This window comes from Pontibacter chinhatensis, assembly GCF_900113285.1.
Taxonomy (GTDB): Bacteria; Bacteroidota; Bacteroidia; order Cytophagales; family Hymenobacteraceae; genus Pontibacter; species Pontibacter chinhatensis.
The window spans coordinates 25,402-42,465 of record NZ_FOOT01000012.1 but is presented as its reverse complement, the minus strand read 5'-3'; the positions used below and the strand labels follow the sequence as shown (position 1 = coordinate 42,465).

12 protein-coding genes are annotated in these 17,064 nt (G+C 54.5%); 7 read left to right on the top strand and 5 right to left on the bottom strand.

The window, feature by feature from the left end; translation table 11 throughout:
• Window positions 1–89: 89 nt before the first annotated feature.
• Together BM040_RS20130 and BM040_RS20125 are read right to left on the bottom strand one after the other, a co-directional pair.
• Window positions 90–212 (bottom strand): 30S ribosomal protein THX, encoded by a 123-nt coding sequence (locus tag BM040_RS20130; protein ID WP_092105349.1) that lies wholly within the window; start codon window positions 210–212, stop codon window positions 90–92.
• Between the two features lie 102 nt (window positions 213–314).
• Entirely contained in the window at window positions 315–1,364 is a 1,050-nt protein-coding gene (locus BM040_RS20125; RefSeq protein ID WP_092105347.1) for a hypothetical protein, read from the bottom strand.
• A 399-nt stretch (window positions 1,365–1,763) separates the two neighbouring features.
• On the opposite strand from BM040_RS20125, the gene uvrA reads away from it, so the two are divergent.
• The 7 genes from uvrA (at window position 1,764) to BM040_RS20090 (ending at window position 14,643) form a co-directional block, all read left to right on the top strand.
• Entirely contained in the window at window positions 1,764–4,571 is a 2,808-nt protein-coding gene (gene uvrA / locus BM040_RS20120; protein ID WP_092105345.1) for an excinuclease ABC subunit UvrA, read from the top strand.
• 939 nt (window positions 4,572–5,510) lie between these two features.
• On the top strand, window positions 5,511–6,272 hold the full coding sequence (gene tpiA, locus BM040_RS20115; RefSeq protein ID WP_092105343.1) for a triose-phosphate isomerase: 762 nt from the start codon (window positions 5,511–5,513) through the stop codon (window positions 6,270–6,272).
• Window positions 6,273–6,362: 90 nt separating this feature from the next.
• Window positions 6,363–6,716: a 7(1) septoil knot domain-containing protein gene (locus tag BM040_RS20110; protein ID WP_092105341.1), complete on the top strand. Its 354-nt coding sequence runs from the start codon at window positions 6,363–6,365 to the stop codon at window positions 6,714–6,716.
• Window positions 6,717–6,724: 8 nt separating this feature from the next.
• Window positions 6,725–7,552, top strand: a complete 828-nt coding sequence (prmA, locus tag BM040_RS20105) for a 50S ribosomal protein L11 methyltransferase (RefSeq protein WP_092105339.1) — start codon at window positions 6,725–6,727, stop codon at window positions 7,550–7,552.
• 52 nt (window positions 7,553–7,604) lie between these two features.
• Window positions 7,605–12,365 carry a hypothetical protein gene (locus BM040_RS20100; protein ID WP_092105337.1) on the top strand — a complete coding sequence of 1,587 codons (4,761 nt, stop codon included), beginning with the start codon at window positions 7,605–7,607 and terminating at the stop codon, window positions 12,363–12,365.
• A 169-nt stretch (window positions 12,366–12,534) separates the two neighbouring features.
• Window positions 12,535–13,182: a glycerol-3-phosphate 1-O-acyltransferase PlsY gene (gene plsY / locus BM040_RS20095; RefSeq protein WP_092105335.1), complete on the top strand. Its 648-nt coding sequence runs from the start codon at window positions 12,535–12,537 to the stop codon at window positions 13,180–13,182.
• Between the two features lie 96 nt (window positions 13,183–13,278).
• Window positions 13,279–14,643 carry a dipeptidase gene (locus BM040_RS20090; RefSeq protein ID WP_092105333.1) on the top strand — a complete coding sequence of 455 codons (1,365 nt, stop codon included), beginning with the start codon at window positions 13,279–13,281 and terminating at the stop codon, window positions 14,641–14,643.
• 58 nt (window positions 14,644–14,701) lie between these two features.
• Here the strand turns inward: BM040_RS20090 and BM040_RS20085 are convergent, their stop codons facing one another.
• From BM040_RS20085 to BM040_RS20075, 3 genes are all read right to left on the bottom strand, one after another.
• Window positions 14,702–15,361 (bottom strand): porin family protein, encoded by a 660-nt coding sequence (locus BM040_RS20085; protein ID WP_092105331.1) that lies wholly within the window; start codon window positions 15,359–15,361, stop codon window positions 14,702–14,704.
• Between the two features lie 125 nt (window positions 15,362–15,486).
• On the bottom strand, window positions 15,487–16,155 hold the full coding sequence (locus BM040_RS20080) for a porin family protein (protein WP_092105329.1): 669 nt from the start codon (window positions 16,153–16,155) through the stop codon (window positions 15,487–15,489).
• Between the two features lie 299 nt (window positions 16,156–16,454).
• Window positions 16,455–17,033 (bottom strand): porin family protein, encoded by a 579-nt coding sequence (locus BM040_RS20075; RefSeq protein ID WP_092105327.1) that lies wholly within the window; start codon window positions 17,031–17,033, stop codon window positions 16,455–16,457.
• Between the last annotated feature and the right edge of the window lie 31 nt (window positions 17,034–17,064).

Below are 17,064 nucleotides of genomic sequence, written 5' to 3'. Positions count from 1 at the left end.
AATAGCAGCATGGCAAGTATAAAAGCAGGTTCGCCCTGCCGCGGGAGTAGTTCCGGCGGCAGGGCGAACCTGTGTAGCGTTTACTTTACTTAAGAGGCATTATCCTTATTGGCGGGCTTCATTTTCAGGTTGTAGTGCTTGCGCGCGCGTCTCTTGCCAAAGGTGCCCTTGGCTATCTTGCCTCTCCGGCTCTTCTTATCTCCTTTTCCCATAGTAAAACGATGCTTTTAAGATTGGTTTAACAGTAACCAACCATACGTTTCAGGGGTGGGGGTGGGTTGTGCCTTGAGGCGCAGAAAAAGTCAGTTTATACTTTACTCCAGCACCACCCGCTGCCGCACTACCTCCTGTCCGGCTACAGCCGAAAGTATAAACACCCCGCGCAGCCGCTGCAGTTGCGCTTGTGTTAGCTGCAGGGGCTCGCCATCGTGCTGCATACTTTGCTCAAACACCACCCTTCCCGACAGGTCCTTCAGCTGCACCCGCACCGGCTGGCCTGCCGTGGCAGTAGCGATGCGCAGCTGGCAATCGCCATTGAGGCAGGGGTTGGGCACTACCTGCACCTGCAGCGCCTGCGTAGTCTCAGGGGCTGTTACGGCTATCACGTTGCTGTACTCATACTTTCCGTCGAAGTCTACCTGCCGCAGGCGGTAGTAGTTGGTGCCGGGGTTGGGGTGCTTGTCCAGGTAGCTGTACTCTATAGTTGCCACCGAGTTGCTGTGGCCGGCTACGCTGCCGAGTTGCTCGAAGGCGCTGCCATCGGCGCTGCGTTCAATCTCGAAGTGGCTGTTATTGATTTCACTGGCTGTTTCCCACTCCAGGCTGATGCCGCTCTGGGTTGCCTTTCCTTCAAACCGGGATAGCTCTACAGGCAGCGGGGTGATGGGCAGGCAGGGGTCGTCAGTGTCTAAACGGGCCTGGAAGTCTATAATGTAGAGCGGCCACGGAATAATTATTGTACCAATTAATGGAACATAATCGATGGCTGTAACAATTACATCCGGTGTGGTCAAAAACACCTCCCTATCTACTACAAGCTCTACGAATGGGTCTTCTATTAATTCATCAAGGGTATAAGTGACAAGAATGGCCCCCGGGCCAGGCGCTAAGAACGTTAGCGCATCTATGCCAGCTGGATTTGGCTCCGGCACAACAACGTTTAGTACAACTGTCAGATTTTCCGGGTCGGCCTCGTCTTCTGAAACAGCCTCATAAGATAAGAATAGAAAAGTAGTGTCTAACGCACAAACAGCATCTTCGAAGACAGGTGGATTTGGAAATTGCGCCAGTGCTTTGCCCTGAGGCAGCAGTAGCGCAAAAGAAGTAATTACGCACAACTTCAGCAGCGTGTAGATATTTTTCATAATAGGGTATGTTTTGGTTCAGAAGTAAGTATCAACAGAAGGCATACCCAGGAAGTGGGTACAGTGGTACTACTGAAGGGTGAGCAGCAGAGCACTACTCGGTGTGGTTGTTATGGTATTTACGAGCGCGGGGAGGGTATGAGTAGCCCTTGTGTTATATTTTAGTGAAAGCCCTGATTTTTTTTGTGAATCCACGCAAGGAGGCATCAGACCTGGTATTGCACTAATTACAGGAGAAGCCACTAACAAAAAGGGATATAAAGTATAAGCTGCCTGAGCACCAACTGCAACAAAGGCCTTCAAAAAGCGGTTATCTATTCGTATCTTTACAGATTGAAAATTAGCTTAAAACAGCCTCAGCAACGGCTACTTATACTTGCTGCAGAGGCTATCTAATGTATGGTAAACATAACCAAAGATAAACTGGACGAGCTCGATGCCCGTCAGCACATCATTATTAAAGGCGCGCGGGTGCACAACCTCAAAAACCTGAGTGTGGCGCTGCCCCGCAACAAGTTCATCGTCATTACCGGCCTTTCCGGCTCCGGCAAGTCGTCGCTGGCGTTTGACACGCTCTATGCAGAGGGGCAGCGCATGTACGTGGAGAGCCTGAGTTCTTACGCGCGCCAGTTCCTGGGCCGTATGGACAAGCCGGACGTGGACTATATCCGTGGCATCAGCCCGGCCATCGCCATCGAGCAGAAGGTAAGTATAAAAAACAACCGCTCCACGGTAGGCACCAGCACCGAGATTTACGATTACCTGAAGCTGCTCTACGCCCGCATCGGCAAAACCTATTCGCCCATCTCCGGGGAGGTGGTGCAGAAAGACACCGTTACCGACGTGGTGGACTTTATCTTCTCTTTAGAGGATGAGGCCCGCGTGATGATTCTGGCGCCGCTGCACCAGCACAAGGAGCGCAGCCTGGGCAAGGAGCTGGACCTGCTGCTGCAGAAAGGCTACTCGCGCATCTACGCCAACGGGCAGGTATACTTTATAGAGGAGCTGCTGGAGGAGAAGAAGCCAAACCTGGGCAAGGAAGTATACATTCTCGTGGACCGTGCCGTGATCTACAAATCCGACGAGGACCTGCAGTTCCGGATTGCCGACTCGGTGCAGACAGCCTTCTTTGAGGGCCACGGCGAGTGCCGCGTAAAGTATGGCGACGGCGAGGAGCGTGTTTTCTCCAACAGGTTTGAGCTGGACGGAATGACGTTCGAGGAGCCGTCGGTCAACTTCTTCAGCTTCAACAACCCCTACGGCGCCTGCCAGACCTGTGAGGGCTTCGGTAGCGTGCTCGGCATTGACCCGGACCTAGTAATTCCCGATAAAAGCCTGACGGTGTACGAGGGGGCCATTGCCCCGTGGCGCACCGATAAGATGAGCGAGTGGCTGCAGCCGCTGCTCAAAAACGGCATTCGCTTCGATTTTCCGATTCACCGGCCCTATAACGAGCTGACGGAGGCGGAGCAGGAACTGCTGTGGACCGGCAATAAGTACTTCTCCGGCCTCAACGCTTTCTTTAAGGAGATTCAGTCGCAAACGCACAAGGTACAGTACCGCGTGATGCTGTCGCGCTACCGCGGCCGCACTACCTGCCCCGACTGCAAAGGCTCGCGCCTGCGCAAGGATGCCAGCTACGTGAAAGTGGGCGGCAAAAGTATAACTGACCTGGTGCTGATGCCGATTACGCAGGTGCTGCCATTCTTCCAGAACCTGCAGCTGACAGAGCACGAGCAGAACGTGGCTGAGCGCCTGGTAACGGAGGTCACCAACCGCCTGGGCTATCTGGAGCGCGTGGGCCTCGGGTATCTGACGCTCAACCGGCTTTCCAACACCCTTTCCGGCGGCGAGAGCCAGCGCATCAACCTGGCTACCTCGCTGGGCAGCGCCCTGGTGGGCTCCATGTACATCCTGGACGAGCCAAGCATTGGCCTGCATCCTAAAGACTCCGAGCAACTGATTGGCGTGCTGCGCTCGCTGCAGCAACTGGGCAACACGGTAATTGTGGTGGAGCACGAGGAGGAGATGATGCGCGCGGCTGACCAGTTAATTGATATTGGCCCGGAGGCCGGCTCTGGTGGTGGTAACCTGATGTTTCAGGGAACGCTGGACGAGCTGACTAGAAAGGCAGATACCTATACTTCCAGGTACCTGAGTGGCCGCATGGAGGTGCCCGTTCCCACGCAGCGGCGCAAGTGGCGCAATGCCATTCAGATTATTGGGGCGCGCGAGAACAACCTCAAAAACCTGAACGTGAAGATTCCGCTGGATGTGATGACGGTGGTGACAGGCGTAAGCGGCTCCGGTAAATCGACACTGATCAAGAAAATCCTGGCTCCGGCCATGCAGAAGCTGCACGGCGCTACCGCAGAGGCTACCGGCAAATTCGACAAGCTGGCCGGCGACTACGGTAAGATTGAGCACGTGGAGTTTGTGGACCAGAACCCGATCGGCAAGTCGTCGCGCTCCAACCCTGTAACCTACGTGAAGGCTTACGACGCTATCCGTACCCTGTACGCCGATCAGCCGCTAGCAAAAGCGCGTGGGTTCAAGCCGTCGCACTTCTCGTTTAACATCGAGGGCGGCCGCTGCGAAGTATGCCAGGGCGAGGGACAGGTGAAGATCGAGATGCAGTTTATGGCCGACATCTACCTGACCTGCGACAGCTGCCATGGCCAGCGTTTTAAGCAGGACGTGCTCGATATCAAGTATAAGGACAAGAGTATCTCCGAGGTGCTGGATATGACCATCGCCGATAGTATTGGCTTTTTTGCCGATCAGCCGAAGATTATCGAAAAGCTGCGGCCGCTGAACGATGTGGGGCTGGGTTATATCCGACTAGGTCAATCGAGCAACACGCTGTCGGGTGGCGAGGCGCAGCGCGTAAAGCTGGCCTCCTTCCTGACCAAGGGCATACAGCCGCACCACGAGAACATCCTGTTTATCTTCGACGAGCCAAGCACTGGCCTGCACTTCCACGACATCAGCAGGCTTCTTACCTCCATCAATGCTCTGATTGAGAATGGCAACACCGTCGTTATCATCGAGCACAACATGGATATCATCAAGTCCGCCGACTGGATCATCGACCTTGGTCCGGAAGGAGGTTTAAATGGCGGCCACCTGTTGTTCGAAGGTACCCCAGAGGAAATGGCGAAGCTGGAGGACAACCATACGGCTCGGTTCCTGAAGGATAAGCTGTAGGCGAAGTATAAAGTATAAGTATAAAGCCGCTGCAAGTATACATGCAGCGGCTTTATCGTTTGCGGTGCCAGGCTAGATTGCCTCTAGCCAAGTATAAACCCCACCGCCCTTCCCTAAAAACAGGCGAGGGGGGCTATGTGCAATACCGGGTCCAACCACCCCTTACCCCTCCTTAGCCAAGGAGGGGAGTCTGTGATTACTGGTGCTGAAGTATAAGCTTTGTAGTTGCAGTTCTCGCGCGGACAGGTCGCGACCTGTCCCTACACAGTATAAACCTAACAGACGATTACACCCCACTTGAGCTTTGCTCGCAAGCTTCGAACTCGTACTCTCACTTGTCCTCAAGGGGACAGTTTATACTTGCCGCTCCACCTGTCATCTCGAGCAGGGCGAGAGAGCTATCCGGAATTCTCTTCAGATCTCTCACAGCTACGCTGGCTCTCTTCGGCTCCCGCCTCAAGAGGGTCGAGATGACAGCAAGGGCCGTGGCTATCGAATCTGTTCCCAGCCTTTGAGTTGAGCGCCTTGTGAGATCCGGTGCCCGTCAAGGGCATGCTGAGCGCTAGCGAGACAAGGAGGGAACACAGCGCGATGCCCGAAGGCGAGGCCTCCCGGCCTTGAGGGAGCCAAATATAGATGCAACGATAGGTATGTAAGTCTGGAGGATGAGCGGTAACTAGAAAGGATAGCTTGTTTCCAGCTGTGGGAAGCCGAGGCTAGGAAAGTATAGCTAAAGAGTAACGACACAAGCGGACGCTTTCGCCAGATAAGCATAGACGTATAGGCAAAGTATAAAGTATAGCGAAGTATAAACCAGCAAGTATAGAACTACTTAAATACTCCGGCAAAGTATAAATATCAGGTACACCATTTTTTCCTATCTTGCCGTAAAGCTTCGGAACAAGCCAAGTATAAAATCATCAATACAAAGTATAAAACATGAGAAAGAAGATTGTTGCAGGCAACTGGAAAATGAATAAAACAGCCGAAGAGGCGCTCTCGCTGGTATCGGAGATCGACAACATGGTGCGGGACGAGGTGAACAGCGAGGTGACCGTGGTAGTGGCCCCTCCGTTTCCGTTTCTGCAGAGCGTAGGCAAGCTGGTGCAGGGCAACGACAAAATGCACCTGGCCGCGCAGGACGTGAGCGAGCACGAGAGCGGCGCCTACACCGGCGAAGTATCGGCTGCCATGCTTAAGTCGGTAGGCGTGGAGTATGTGATCATCGGCCATAGCGAGCGCCGCATGTACCACCACGAGGACGCCCAAACGTTGTACCAGAAAATGAAAGCCACCATTGCCCACGGCATGAAACCAATCTTCTGCTGCGGAGAGCCGCTGGAGGAGCGCGACGCCGACCGCCACTTCGACTATGTGGGCAAGCAGCTGCACGACAGCCTTTCTTACCTCAGCAACGAGGAGTTTGACCAGGTGGTGATTGCCTATGAGCCAATTTGGGCCATTGGCACCGGCCGTACGGCCAGCAGCCAGCAGGCACAGGAAATGCACGAGTATATCCGGGAGCAACTGGCCCGCATGTTCGATGCCGAGGCAGCCTACAACGCCTCTATACTTTATGGCGGCAGCTGCAACCCGGGCAACGCCAAAGAACTATTCTCTCAGGCCGATGTAGATGGCGGTTTGATCGGTGGCGCATCGCTTAAATCAAGGGATTTTACGGATGTGATTAAATCCATTTAAAATACAATAGGAAATTGTTAAAAAGGTCGCTGGTCTGCTGGACGAGCGACCTTTTTTTGTATCTTGCCTATATTTTAACAAATTAATATTATGCAGTTACTGTTGACGCTCTGGATTTCGCTGCTACCTTACCTGGGTGCTGCTCCTGCGGCAGAGGCAGCCCGCAACCATTGCCAGGTGTACGGGGCCGTTTACCTGGAGCGTAACCCGCTGTATAAAAACACCGCCTCGCATGTGGTGTATTTGGGCGAGCAGGAAGCCTTTGCCGACATGGTCGTGTACCGTGAGAGCAACAAGCTTTTTGCCGACGCGCCTGCCGTGTGGTTCGTGACGCCCACCAAGGCTTTCGCCAGCCACGTGCTCTATGTAACTGACCAGCGCCACCAGGCCGATTTTACCGTGCATTTTACCGATGTACGCTCTTTTGCCACTTGTCGAGATTAATTTTTACCATGGATTTTTTAGAAGTAACCTTAAAAGTAAACGCTGATTTTGCGGATATACTCACTGCCGAGCTCGCAGAGCTGGGCTTCGATGCCTTTGTAGAGACGGAGGACGGCTTTAGTGCCTATGTGGAGGAGGACAAGTATAGCCAGCAGGATCTGGAGGAAGTACTGGCCCGCTACGCTGATTTTGTGCAGGTGGAGTACACGGTGCAGAAAATCGAGCGCCAGAACTGGAACGAGGAGTGGGAGCGGAACTTCGAGCCGCTGTTCATCGGCGGTCAGGTGTCGGTGCGCGCCTCGTTTCACGAGAAACCAGCCGAGGCAAAGTATGATATCGTGATAAACCCGAAAATGTCGTTTGGCACGGGCCACCACGAAACCACCACGCTTATGATTGAGAACCAGCTCACGCTGGACCACCAGGGCAAGCGCGTGCTGGACATGGGCTGCGGCACCGGTATACTTGCCATCATGGCCGGCGAGCTGGGCGCTACAGAGATTGTGGCGGTGGAGATAGAGGACTGGACCGTGGAAAACGCCCGCGAAAACGCCGAACTAAACGGTTACGCCAGTATAGACGTACGCCTGGGCGGTGCCGAGACCATCGCAGGTGATGAACCATACGATATCATCCTGGCCAACATCAACCGCAACGTTTTGCTCGAAGATATGCCGGCTTACAAGGCAGTGCTGAAGCCAGGCGGCTACCTGCTGCTGAGCGGCTTCTATACCGAAGATCTGCCCATGATACAGCAACGATGCGAGGAACTGGGCCTGACCTATGGCTCTCACCGGGTCAAGAACAACTGGGTTTCTGCCATTTTCAAGGCCTAGCCTACGCATCCAGAAGTATAAATTACCATCCAATCACCCAACCGCTACCTTTATGAAACAACTTTTACCCCTTATCCTGTTTTTTACGGTTCTGACGGCGCAGGCGCAGCAGGTAAAACTTTCTGCCGAGCCAGACAAGTTTGTGGCAGATGCGAAAGCGATGCTACTGGCGGGAAAGGTTGAGAACGCTGAGGCACTTTCTGCCGACCTGGAGGAAGTATGGAGCAGCGGAAAGCTTTCCTCCAAACAGCAGAAAGAGGTGGTGGAAATCGCGCAGCGCATGTACCGCAAACGCATGCGCACCAGCCCACACTTCTCCGACTTCTTTACCATGCTAACTGCCGGTGTCAAGAAGCAGAACCTGCGCCCGGCCCAGCTGGATAACCTGCTGGAGGTAACGGCAAAGGCAGCACAGCAGGAAGACGTGAAACAGCTGGAGCAGTTCCTGCGCACGCTCAGCCTGTTCATGGATCAGAATAAGTTGTTTCAGAACTCCTACTATAGCCTGCGTACCTCCGGGGGCAGCTTCAGTTTTGCCTACGAAGGGGCCAGCAAGGCGGTAGAGGAGCAGGCGGGGGACGCCGATGCCTGGGGAAGCGTGTCCTGGGACGATGAGCCGGCCGCAAGTGAGGATACCTGGGATGATGACGGTTGGGGAACGGTAGCGCCAAAGCCTAAGAAAGAGGAGAAGCAGAAGAACGCCCAGAAGCAGAAGGAAAGTATAAAGCGCATGTTTGTGCCAGCTATGCCCAAAGTATCGGGGCCTGTGCTGAAGCTGGAGAAGGTGGCACTCGTGTTCGTCACGCCCTGGGACTCTGCCGCTATACAGAACACCTCGGGCCAGCTGATGCTTGCCCAGAACATGTTTGTGGGCGAGGGAGGCGAGTTTAACTGGAAGGTAAAAGGAGAGCCGGCCAAAGCCGAGTTCAACAAGTATAGCTTTAACACCAGCTTTGCCGGTTTCAAGGCTCCTGATACCAAAGTAACTTATAATGCGGTGCTGGCAGCGCCTGTGGATGGCGCCCTGGAGTGGATAAGCAGCAAGCGCAAAACCGGCAGTTACCCTTATCCAAAGTTTACCTCCTTCACCAACGATGCCCGGCTGAGCAGCCTGGGAGGCGACATTGCCTATACCGGCGGCTTCTCGCTCAGCGGCGACATGATTGGCAGCCGCCCGCTGGATGGCAGCCTGTCGCAGCTGGTGGTGTCGAGGCAGGGGCAGCGGAAATTCCGCACCATGGCCCGCAACTATACCTTCGAGGACTCGGTGGTGGTGGCTAGCCGTGCCTCCGTGTCCGTGTACATGGGGCAAGACTCGCTCACGCACCCGGGCATGCAGCTGCGCTACTCCCGCGTAAACCAGGACCTGACCCTGACGAAAGACAAAGGTCCTTACGCCCGCACCCCGCTTTACGACTCCTACCACAACCTGGAGGTGACGGCGGAGCGCCTGCACTGGAACCTGAATCAGCCGGAAATCGAGTTCTCCATCCTGAACACCAAGACACTGATACCGGTGCAGCTGGAGTCCACGGAATATTACTCCAATGTGCGTTACCAGCAACTAGTGGGCATCGCGCCTTTCCACCCGCTGCAGGTGCTGGTAGGCTACGGGGCCAAAGTGAAGTCCAGCACTTTTTATACTGCTGACGTGGCCCGCGCCACCCGCCTGGATGAGAAGGCCGTGCGGGAGGCGGCCCAGAACATGGCCTACCAGGGCTACCTGGACTACGACCCTGCCTCCGGCTTTGTGGAGCTGAAAAACAAGGCCTGGCACTACGTTGGGGCCTCGCGTGACAAGAACGACTACGACCATATTGTGATAAAGTCGGTGGTGCCCTCCGGACGCAACGCCACCCTGAACCTGGAGAATAACAAGCTGACGGTGCGCGGGGTAAACAAAATCACGTTTAACAACGACACGGCCAGTGTATACATTCTGCCCCGCCGCCAGGAAATCCACGTGCTCAAGAACCGCGACATCGAATTTGACGGACAAGTATACGCCAGCCGGTTGGCCCTGCGCGGCACGGAGTTCCGGTTTAACTACGATGAGTTCTCCATCGACCTGACCAAGCTGGACACCATCGCCCTGGTGACCGACAACCGCAGGGCCAAAAACAATAAAGCCAGGGAGCAGGTGATGACCAGTAGCTCGTCGGGCAAGCTGTATATCAACAAACCGGATAACAAATCGGGGGAAAAGTTTATGGCGGAGTACCCCAAGTTCGATGCGGTGGCCGGTGCGCAGATGGCTTTCTCGCGCCCCGAGGTGGCAGGAGGGGCCTACGACAGCACTGTATACTTCGACATGCCTCCGTTTAAGCTCGACAGCCTCAGTTCAGGAAACCACAAAGTAGCCTTCGACGGCACTTTCCACTCCGGAGGGATTTTCCCGCCCATCAAGGCAAAGCTGCAGTTGATGCCCGATGAGACCATGGGTTTCTATTATCAGCCGTCGGCCAAGGGATTGGAGACCTACGGTGGTAAAGGGATGGTTTACGATACAATCATGCTGAGCTCGGCGGGTATCCAGAGCCGCGGTAAGTTAACCTACCTGGCTGCAACGCTCCATGCCCCTGAGTATACGTTCTACAAAAATGGAGCCGTAGCAGAGGGCGGCACAGAAGTAACCATCAGCGAAACGACGGTAAACGGCATTGCTTACCCGGCTGCCTCGCTCAAAGGCTTTAACATGAACTGGCAGCCTCAGGCGGATACCATGTACCTGCAAACCGCGGAGGAGCCGATGAACATGTACAAGGAAGGCTATACTTTCAAGGGAGTGGCCAAGATGTCGCCGGGCGGTTTGTACGGCACCGGCGTACTGGACAATGCAAACGCCAACGTTACGACCGATAAGTTCAGGTTCGACCAGCGCAGTTTCAGCGGCAACAATGCCCAGATGCTTGTGAAGTCGGACGTGGAGGGGCGCCCAGCCATTAAGGCGCAGGATGTGGCCTTTACCTACGACATGACCACCGGCTTTGTGGACTTTGCGAGTGAGCAGAAGGGAGCGGCCAGTATGGAGTTCCCGAAAACACAGTATAAAACCTCCATGAGTAGCGCCCGCTGGGACATGAACCAGAAAAAGGTAAACCTGAAAGCGGATGAGAACGGCGGCAAAAACTGGTTCTACTCCCAGCACCCCGACCAGGAAGGACTGCGGTTTATGGCCGAGGGCGGCGAGTTCAGCCTGCAGGATAACACACTGCACGCCTCTGGGGTGCCTTACATTGCTGTAGCCGACTCGTACGTGGTGCCGGACAGCGGCAAGGTGGCCGTGCAGGCCGGGGCGAGCATCCGCACCCTGCGCAATGCCCAGGTACTTACCGACTCCGTGCAGCAGCACCACAAACTATACGCCGGCAATATCGATGTGCTGTCGCGATACGAAATGCGGGGCGATGCCATGCGCGATTACTACAATGCCGCCGGCGACTCGTTTAAGCTGCACTTCGGAGACTTTGTGTACGGCAACCCGCAGCAGAAAAAGAAGCCGATTTATACGTATGCCACAGCCAGCGTGGAGGAAGGAACCGCACCGTTCTACATCTTCCCAAGAATCATGTACCGCGGCAAGGCTGTGCTGCATGCCTCTAACCAGAACATGGATTTTAACGGCGAGGTAAAGCTGAACTTCACCGGAAATCCGGAAGACTCCGACTGGTTCCCATACAAGAAAGACACCCTCGACCCGAACAACGTGCGCATCCCGATCCTGAAGCCGAAGGCCGCTGATGGCTTGCCGCTGCATACGGGCTTGCACGTAAGCGCTGGCTCTGGTACACTCTACAATACTTTTGTGTCCAGGAAGCAGGCGGAAGAGGACCTGGACCTTTTCACGGTGGATGGGCTGCTCTCGTATGACAAGGAAAGTGGGGAGTTTAAAATGGGGCGCGAGGCAAGGGCCTATGGCAATGCCTATGAAGGCAACGTGCTGCGCTACAACGAGGCATCGAACACCGTGCATTTTGAGGGCAAGCTTAACCTGGTGAAGCCGAAGAAAGGATTTAACATCACGGCCTCCGGCAGCGGCGACGCCAACGTGGACAGCAGCCGCTACAGCCTGCATACCCTTCTGGCTTTTGACATGGATGTGCCGGGAGCCGCCCTTGGCGCCATGGCAGGCAACTTGCGCGGCAATGCCGCCGGGGCACCCGCCATCAGCAAGGTGGATGATGCCCTGCTCTACCAGATAGGGGAATTTGTGGGAGACCGCGATGCACGCAAGTATAAAGAGCTGTCGGTGGTGGAGTACGTGCCGCTGCCGAAACTATCTAAAAAACTGGAGCGAAGCCTGATACTCTCTGACGTGAACCTGCGTTGGTCTAACGACCAGAAAGCCTGGTACAGCGTGGGCGGCCTCGGGGTGGCCAGCAGCATGAAGGAGGACATCAACGCGCGCATGAACGGTTACCTGGAGATGAAGCAGGACATGCACGGCGACCCGGTGGTGAATTTATACTTGCAGGCCGACCAGTATACCTGGTACTACTTCAGCTTCTTCGAGAATGGCCTGACCATGGTATCGTCTGACGACAAGTTTAACAAGGCAATACGCGGCAAGTCCAAGGGCAACCGCGGCTCCTCGGCCAGCTTCGGCATATACGAGGGCCTGACGATGGAGAAAAGCGAGTTCATCAACCACTTCCAGAACATGTACCTGGGTGGGCAGCCTGGCTTCAAAACCGCCACTGAGCAGGTTGTAAGCCAGCCTACAGGTAACTTCGACTTCATCTCGGAAGACGATGACAAGAAGAGCCGGAAGAAGAAAAAGAAGCAGGAGGAAGAAGGGGAGGGAGCCTTCTGATATAACCAGGAGGCATGAGCGGAGCGTATAGGTTAATGCGGCGCTTAATTATTAGTTAGGAAATCAAGATTTACCTATATTTGGGCTTGTTTTGCGCCTTTTTATGCACCTGCGCCTGCAAATCGGTGCTTTATGGCAGTAGCAAGCCCCTGGTTGTAATCTGAATTGTATGGAAATAGTAGTAATAGTTGCGTTTGCCATCGTGGCCTACCTCGTCGGCTCTATATGCTCGGCTGTGTGGATAGGCAAGGCATACTATGGCATCGATATCCGGCAACATGGCAGCGGCAACTCCGGTGCCACCAATACCTTCCGGGTGCTGGGCAAAAAGCCCGGTACCATCGTAATGCTGCTTGATATTTTTAAGGGTTGGACGGCTACCTCGCTGGCCGGCTTTCTGGTGATTTTTAATGCCATCGAGCCTGATAACCTGATCTTTTACCAGTTGGCTTATGGTGCCATCGGCGTGTTGGGTCATATCTTCCCGGTGTACGAGCGCTTTAAGGGCGGCAAAGGAGTGGCTACCTTGCTGGGCATGATGCTGGCCATCGAGCCGGTGGTGGCGCTGGTGTGCATTGCCATTTTCGTGGTGGTGCTCTTCACGTCAAAGTATGTTTCGCTGGGCTCCATGATTGCGGCACTGGCCTTCCCGATGCTGCTGTTGCTGGTGCCCCGCTTCCGCCCCGAAAACCCGATTCTCATTATCTTCGGGTTTATACTTTTCGCGGTGGTGGTGCTCACGCACCGCAAGAACATCAACCGCCTCATCGCCGGAGAGGAAAGCAAGGCCAACATCAAACTCGGCCGCAAACGCTAAAGTATAGCACGTATAAAAGTATGAGAAAAGCCGCCCCGCCTGTAAGGGGTGGCTTTTTTTTGTATCTTTATCCCTTACTGAGTAAACCCAAACGCTATGCTTAACCAATATATCAACGATAACAAAGATCGTTTTGTAGACGAACTGCTCGACATGCTGCGCATCCCATCGGTTAGTGCCGACCCTAAGTTTAAGGCCGATGTCATGCGCAATGCCGAATACCTGAAGGCGCGCCTGATAGAGGCCGGTGCCGATAACGTGGAGCTGGTGGAGACTGCCGGTAACCCGGTGGTGTACGGCGAGAAGCTGGTTGATCCCAACCTGCCGACCGTGCTGGTTTACGGCCACTACGATGTGCAGCCTGCCGACCCGTATGAGCTGTGGACCTCGCCTCCGTTTGAGCCCGTGATAAAAGATGGCAAGATATACGCGCGCGGCGCCTGCGACGACAAGGGCCAGATGTACATGCACGTAAAGGCGTTCGAGACGATGGTGAAAACCGGCACGCTGGCCTGCAACGTTAAGTTCATGATTGAGGGCGAGGAGGAAGTGGGCTCCGTGAACTTGGGCGCTTTTGTGCGCGAGCACAAAGACCGCCTGCAGGGGGACGTGATCCTGATCTCCGACACCGGTATGCTGGCCAACGACACGCCATCCATTACCACCGGCCTGCGCGGCCTGAGCTACCTGGAGGTAGAGGTGACCGGCCCGAACCGTGACCTGCACTCCGGCCTGTACGGCGGCGCCGTGGCGAACCCCATCAACATACTGTGCCAGATGATTGCCTCGCTGCACGACGAGAACAACCACATCACCATACCCGGTTTCTACGACAACGTGCAGGAGCTGAGCCAGGAGGAGCGTGCCGACATGGCCCGCGCCCCGTTTGACCTGGAGAAGTATAAAAAAGCGCTGAACCTGGGCGATGTACACGGTGAGGCCGGCTACGTAACCATGGAGCGCAACTCCATCCGCCCGACGCTGGATGTGAACGGTATCTGGGGTGGCTATACCGGTGAGGGCGCCAAAACGGTGATTCCTTCCAAGGCCTATGCTAAAATCTCGATGCGCCTGGTGCCTAACCAGACCTCAGAGGAGATTACTGAGAAGTTTAAGAAGCACTTTGAAAGTATAGCGCCTAAGAGCGTGAAGGTGGAAGTGAAGCCGCACCACGGAGGCGAGCCAGTGGTAACGCCTACCGATTCTCCGGCCTACCAGGCAGCTGCTAAGGCTTATGAGGAGACCTTTGGGGTGAAGCCCATTCCGGTGCGTAGCGGTGGCTCCATTCCGATTGTGGCCATGTTCAAGTCAGAGTTGGGGCTGGATTCGGTGCTGATGGGCTTTGGCTTGGACTCGGATGCCATCCACTCACCAAACGAGAGCTACGGCCTCTTTAACTTCATGAAGGGCATCGAAACGATACCTTTGTTCTACAAGTATTTTGCAGAGCTGAAGAAGTAATCTTAAAGTATAAAGTATAAAAAGGCCCGGTTGCTACTGCAACCGGGCCTTTGGTTTTTCAGAGCATCATTTCGTCTACTGAGGGTGGGCGCAGCAGGTAACCTATACTTAGCTTGAAGCCAAAGTTCTTCTGGTCCAGGGCTTTGGAGAAGGAGGTAAGGCCGCCCATGTTGTGCAGGCTCACGAAGAACCCGTTGTCCAGTTCCAAACCAATGCCGACCGTATAACCATAGTCCCAGCGCTCAAAATCCGTTAGGTGTAAGGAATAGTTTCCAAGTATAACAGGGTTGTCGCTGCCGGCGCTTTGGCTGTCTACGCGCTTCACCTGCGTAGACTCGCCCACCAGGTAGCCCACGTAGGGGCCGCCTTCCACAAACAAGCCCCCTTTCTGCAGTTTTAGCATCAGGGGCAGCGTCAGATAGTGTAGCCGGTGGTCATCAGTGAGTACCTCGTTCGTGCTGATGGGGTAGTTGTCGTAAACAAAGCCCTTCTGCTCGTACTGCAGCTCTGCCTGCAGGGCCAGCCGCGAGACAAACTCATAGCTAAGTATAAGCCCGCCATTAAACCCTGCCAGGTTGTTTGTGAGGCTGGAGGAGCCGTCGGAGCCCTGTACCCGGGACAGGTTGCCGCCCACCTTGGCGCCCAGGCGGGCGTATTGCGCCTGCGCCAGCAGTGCCGGCACAAGTATAAACAGCAGTAGTAATAGCGTCTTTCTCATAGCAGGCAGGGATTGTGTGTATAGTTTAATGATACTGCTGCCAATGAGAATAGGTTGAGAAGCAAAAAAGCCAGCCCTACCAAAATGGCAAGGGCTGGCTTAGGCATTACAGGAAAAGAAAATTCTTATCTGGAGGCCGAGAAGTTCAGGCCAAGCGTCAGCATGATAGTGGAGTGACGGGCGTCGGTGAAGTTCTCATCATCAAAAAACTCAGTGGAGGACTTATCCATAAAATCGGTGACACTGCCGTTGTAGCGCACGCCCACGCTCAGCATGCCGCTAGTAATACCTATACCGGCAGCGTAACCAAGCTCAAAGTCCTTGATGTCGCCTTTGCTGATTTCGGTGGTGGCGGAGCTGGTGCGGTCCCCGTTCATGTACTCCTTGATATTGTTGTTCACGCTGAGTAGGTAAGAGGCCTGCGGACCAGCCTCAAAATAGATGGGGCCGGCTTTGATGCGGGCCAGCACCGGCAGCTCGAGGTAGTTGTAGTTCATGTTGCCCTCCCGGCGGAAGGTGCCTCCCACCGGCAGTGTTACCTCGGTGTCCTCATACTTAAAGCCTTTGTTAGAGTATAAAAGCTCTGGCTGTATCGAGAAGAAGTCGCCCACTACCGGTATGTTGTAGGTAAGGCCGCCATGGAAGCCCACCTTGTTCTCATACCTCGACTCGTCTTTCAGGTCGCCGGAAAGGTTGGAGAAATTAGCGCCTCCCCGAACACCCAGCCCAGACTGGGCCTGCGCCACCGTAAATGATGCCAGCGCGATGGTTAATGATAATAATAGCTTCTTCATACTTTTATAGGTTAACGTATGCGGCACCCGGGGCCACATACTCTGTGGTTAATAAATTGTCCTGGAGCAGCCTTTCCTACAAGACTTCGGCGGACGGTGCGCCAGCGGCCTTCAGGTTCTCCTGTTCCGGGTATCTAGCAGATATCAACAAGCAGGCCAAAGTATAGCCTTATGGTATATAGTATCTGAAAATATGTGTGGGCACTATGCACAGGGAGGTGGCATAGGGGCAAAAAAAAGTTCGGCGCTTAGCCGAACTTTTAGTTTTTCGATAGTTTTATTTCATACTAAAGGCAATCTTACCGGCCAGGCAAAGTATAAGCCAGCGTGAGCATGAATACGCTGTTGCGGGCGTCGGAGATGTTATCGTTGTCGTAAAGTTTGGAGATATCGCCGTTATAGCGCACGCCCACGGTAAGCCCCGAGGCGCCGGCGGCAAAGCCCACACCTGCAGCGTATCCTAAACTAGTCCGCTTAAAGTCGTCGAGGTCATCCTGTATGTTGGTGCCGTTCAGTTCGATATCGCCCCCTACCCGGAAGGATACCTGCGGACCTGCCTCGAAGTAAATTGGTCCCGCATTAATGTGGGCCAGCACCGGCACATCGATGTAGCTCACCTTCACCTTAAAGTCGTCGTCATCCGACTCCGCCCCCTTCAGGGAGAACAGCAACTCGGGCTGTATGGCGAAGAACTCATCGGTGGTTAGGAAGAACTTGGAGGTTAGGCCGGCATGGAAGCGGAACATCCTGTCGCTGGCGAACGAGTCATCGCCCGAAAAACCGCTGTAGTTAACACCTGCCCGCACACCTATACTTTGGGCATCGGCGGCAAAAACGGTTGCCAGCAAGAGTGCAAAGATTAATAAGGTTTGTTTCATAGCTTTTCTTCATTGGTAAAAAACTTCTGTT